Consider the following 2,815-nt stretch of genomic DNA (forward strand, 5'->3'; position numbering starts at 1 on the left):
TTTGAAATCCGTTCAGCTCGGCGATTAGCACTTCCTGGGCGGGCGTCAGCACCACGGCCGTAGCGGCCAGCACCCGCGCCAGGTTGTGAATACGTGGCGGGTAGTCGTCCACGTTGTCTTTCACCCAATGTGCTTTGCAAAGCTTCTCAACGGTGAGGTGCGCCAGAAACAAGCACTGCAAATACCGCTTGGTTTGAAATAAGTCCTGAGCGGCCAGCCAATCACCTTCTGCGGTTTCTTTCCAGTGCAGAATATGGTCGTGCTTGGTCATGGAGCAAAGTAACACCAAAAGAGGCTGAAGCTCCCGTAGCTTCAGCCTCTTTCAGTTTCGGATGCGACGGCGTTACTTCCCCACCCAAACCAAGTGGTCATCCCGGTAATGGTACCGGCCAGGCTTCAGCGGTGTCAACACCCGTTTTTTTGTATTCCAGGCACCCTCGTGCGTAAGGACTTTGCCGATATAAACACTCGGGTCGGCGGATTTCACCTTATAAAAATACTTTTCGCTGTCCATCAGCGGCAACCGTATGTCTTCTCCGCCCAATTTCACGTACCGCTCCCGCCCGATTGTCGTGAAAATTGGTTGGTTGGGGTCGGGGCCAGTGTCCCAGCCGCTTTCCGTGTCTTCAATAATTGCGTTCAACAGCAAACGCGGTGGGCCACTTATATCAATGAGTTTAATGCCCACCCAACTAGCACGCCCGCCACTGCCTTGCCAGTGCCGCCAAAAACCCGCCAACGCCTCCGGCGAACCGTCACGGTTTAAATCTTGAAGTAAGACGCACGTGTTACTTGAGAAATTCCCCTCTTCCGCCGAGTCGAAGCGATTGGGCGGGGCCTCAAGTTCAACCAACACGAATACCGTATCCTTGGGATGTACCCGGTAGAGCAAGCCGCCCCGCTCCGAACAAAAAATCCCCAGTCGGGCCAACATGGTGTCCCGATGACGCTGTTCTGGCCATATTTCGGATGCCCGTATTCGGCTGAATTGCATCTCATACGTCGGCAGAACAACAGGCTTGGGTGTTACAGGTACCCTACTCGTTTTGCGCCCCGTATGTGCTGGCATCGCTCGCTTCAACGGTTTCGCAAGCCCCGGCCGGAACTGTGCAGCTGCATCATTCATGCCGACTGTATACGCCAGCATAAATAGCAAGAAGATGTATGAGCGCGTCATAGCAGAATGCAAAATATGGCTTCAAACCAAAAGAAGCTGAAGCTACACAGGGGCTTCAGCTTCTTTTGGTTTCTGTCGCAGGGTAGGGCGTTACATATGAATGGCCCGGTTCTCCGTCGCCGCCAGGCACGCTTCCTTCATGGCCTCGGCGTAGGTGGGGTGAGAGTGGCTCATGCGGGCCACGTCCTCGGCGGAAGCGCGGAACTCCATGGCGGTCACGGCTTCGGCAATGAGGTCGGCGATGCGCGGGCCTATCATGTGCACGCCCAGAATTTCGTCGGTGGTTTTGTCGGCCAGCACCTTCACGAAGCCGTCCGTGTCGCCGCTGGCGCGGGCGCGGCCGCTGGCTTTGAAGGGGAACGAGCCCACTTTATAGGCCTTGCCTTGCTCCTTGAGCTGCTCCTCGGTGTAGCCCACGCCGGCCACTTCGGGCCAAGTGTACACCACGCCGGGGATGAGCAGGTAGTTGATGTGCGGCTTCTGGCCCACGATGGTTTCGGCCACGAACACGCCTTCTTCTTCGGCCTTGTGGGCCAGCATGGCGCCGCGCACCACGTCGCCGATGGCGTAGATGCCGGGCACGTTGGTTTGCAGGTGCTCGTCGACCTTGATGCGGCCGCGCTCTTCCATTTCGATGCCGGCGGCTTCCAGGTTGAGGCCGGCGGTGTAGGGCGCGCGGCCCACGGCCACCAAGCAGTAGTCGCCTTCAAACTTCACCTCCTCCCCTTTCGGGTTGGTGGCGGTCACGGTCACGGCGTCGCCCTCGCGGGTGGCGCCAGTCACTTTGTGGCTGAAGAAAAACTCGATGCCGATTTTGCCCAGCACGCGGCGCAGCTCCTTGCCCAGGCCGCGGTCCATGGTCGGGATGATGCTCTCCATAAACTCCACCACCGACACTTTGGCGCCGAGGCGGGCGTACACGGAGGCCATTTCGAGGCCAATCACGCCGCCGCCAATCACAATCATGTGCTTGGGCACTTCGCGGATGTTCAGGGCCTCGGTGCTGGTGATGATGCGCTCCTTGTCCTGGGCGATGAACGGCAGCACCGTAGGCTTGGAGCCGGTGGCGATGATGACGTTTTTGGTTTCAATCTGCTGGGCTTCGCCGCCGGCCGTGGGCGCAATGCTGATGTGGGTTGCGTCGACAAAAGAACCCACGCCGGTGAGGACGTCGATTTTGTTCTTTTTCATCAAATAGGCAATGCCGTCGACGTTGGCTTTCACCACGCCGGCCTTGCGGTCTATCATCTGGTTCATGTTCACCCGCAGGTTTTCCAGCTCGATGCCGTGCTCCTTGAAGGCCGAATGGGCGTTGTGGTAGTGTTCGGACGAGTCGAGCAGGGCCTTGCTGGGGATGCAGCCCACATTGAGGCAGGTGCCGCCCAGGGTGGGGTATTTCTCAATAAGGGCGGTTTTGAGGCCCAGCTGCGAGCAGCGGATGGCGGCCACGTAGCCCCCAGGACCGGAGCCGATGACGGTGACGTCGTATTGATTCATAGAGCCGAATGTTCGGTGATGGTTCGTGGCTACGAAGGTACGGCCGGAAGCGCACGCGGGTAGAGTGGTTGTTGTGGTATTCGGCAGAACGTCATGCAGCGCGCAGCGAAGCATCTCGCATGTGGTAGTAATTAGTTGATG

3 protein-coding genes are annotated in these 2,815 nt (G+C 58.3%); all 3 read right to left on the bottom strand.

Features of this window, described 5'->3' with window-relative positions:
- Positions 1-271 (bottom strand): HEPN domain-containing protein (locus tag VF629_RS11735; RefSeq protein ID WP_331058671.1); only part of this gene is annotated, 271 nt, incomplete at its 3' end.
- 72 nt (positions 272-343) lie between these two features.
- Entirely contained in the window at positions 344-1,177 is an 834-nt protein-coding gene (locus VF629_RS11740; RefSeq protein ID WP_331058672.1) for a hypothetical protein, read from the bottom strand.
- Positions 1,178-1,267: 90 nt separating this feature from the next.
- Positions 1,268-2,674, bottom strand: a complete 1,407-nt coding sequence (lpdA, locus tag VF629_RS11745; RefSeq protein ID WP_331058673.1) for a dihydrolipoyl dehydrogenase — start codon at positions 2,672-2,674, stop codon at positions 1,268-1,270.
- Between the last annotated feature and the right edge of the window lie 141 nt (positions 2,675-2,815).

The sequence above is a fragment of the Hymenobacter sp. genome, assembly GCF_036388155.1.
Lineage (GTDB): Bacteria > Bacteroidota > Bacteroidia > Cytophagales > Hymenobacteraceae > Hymenobacter.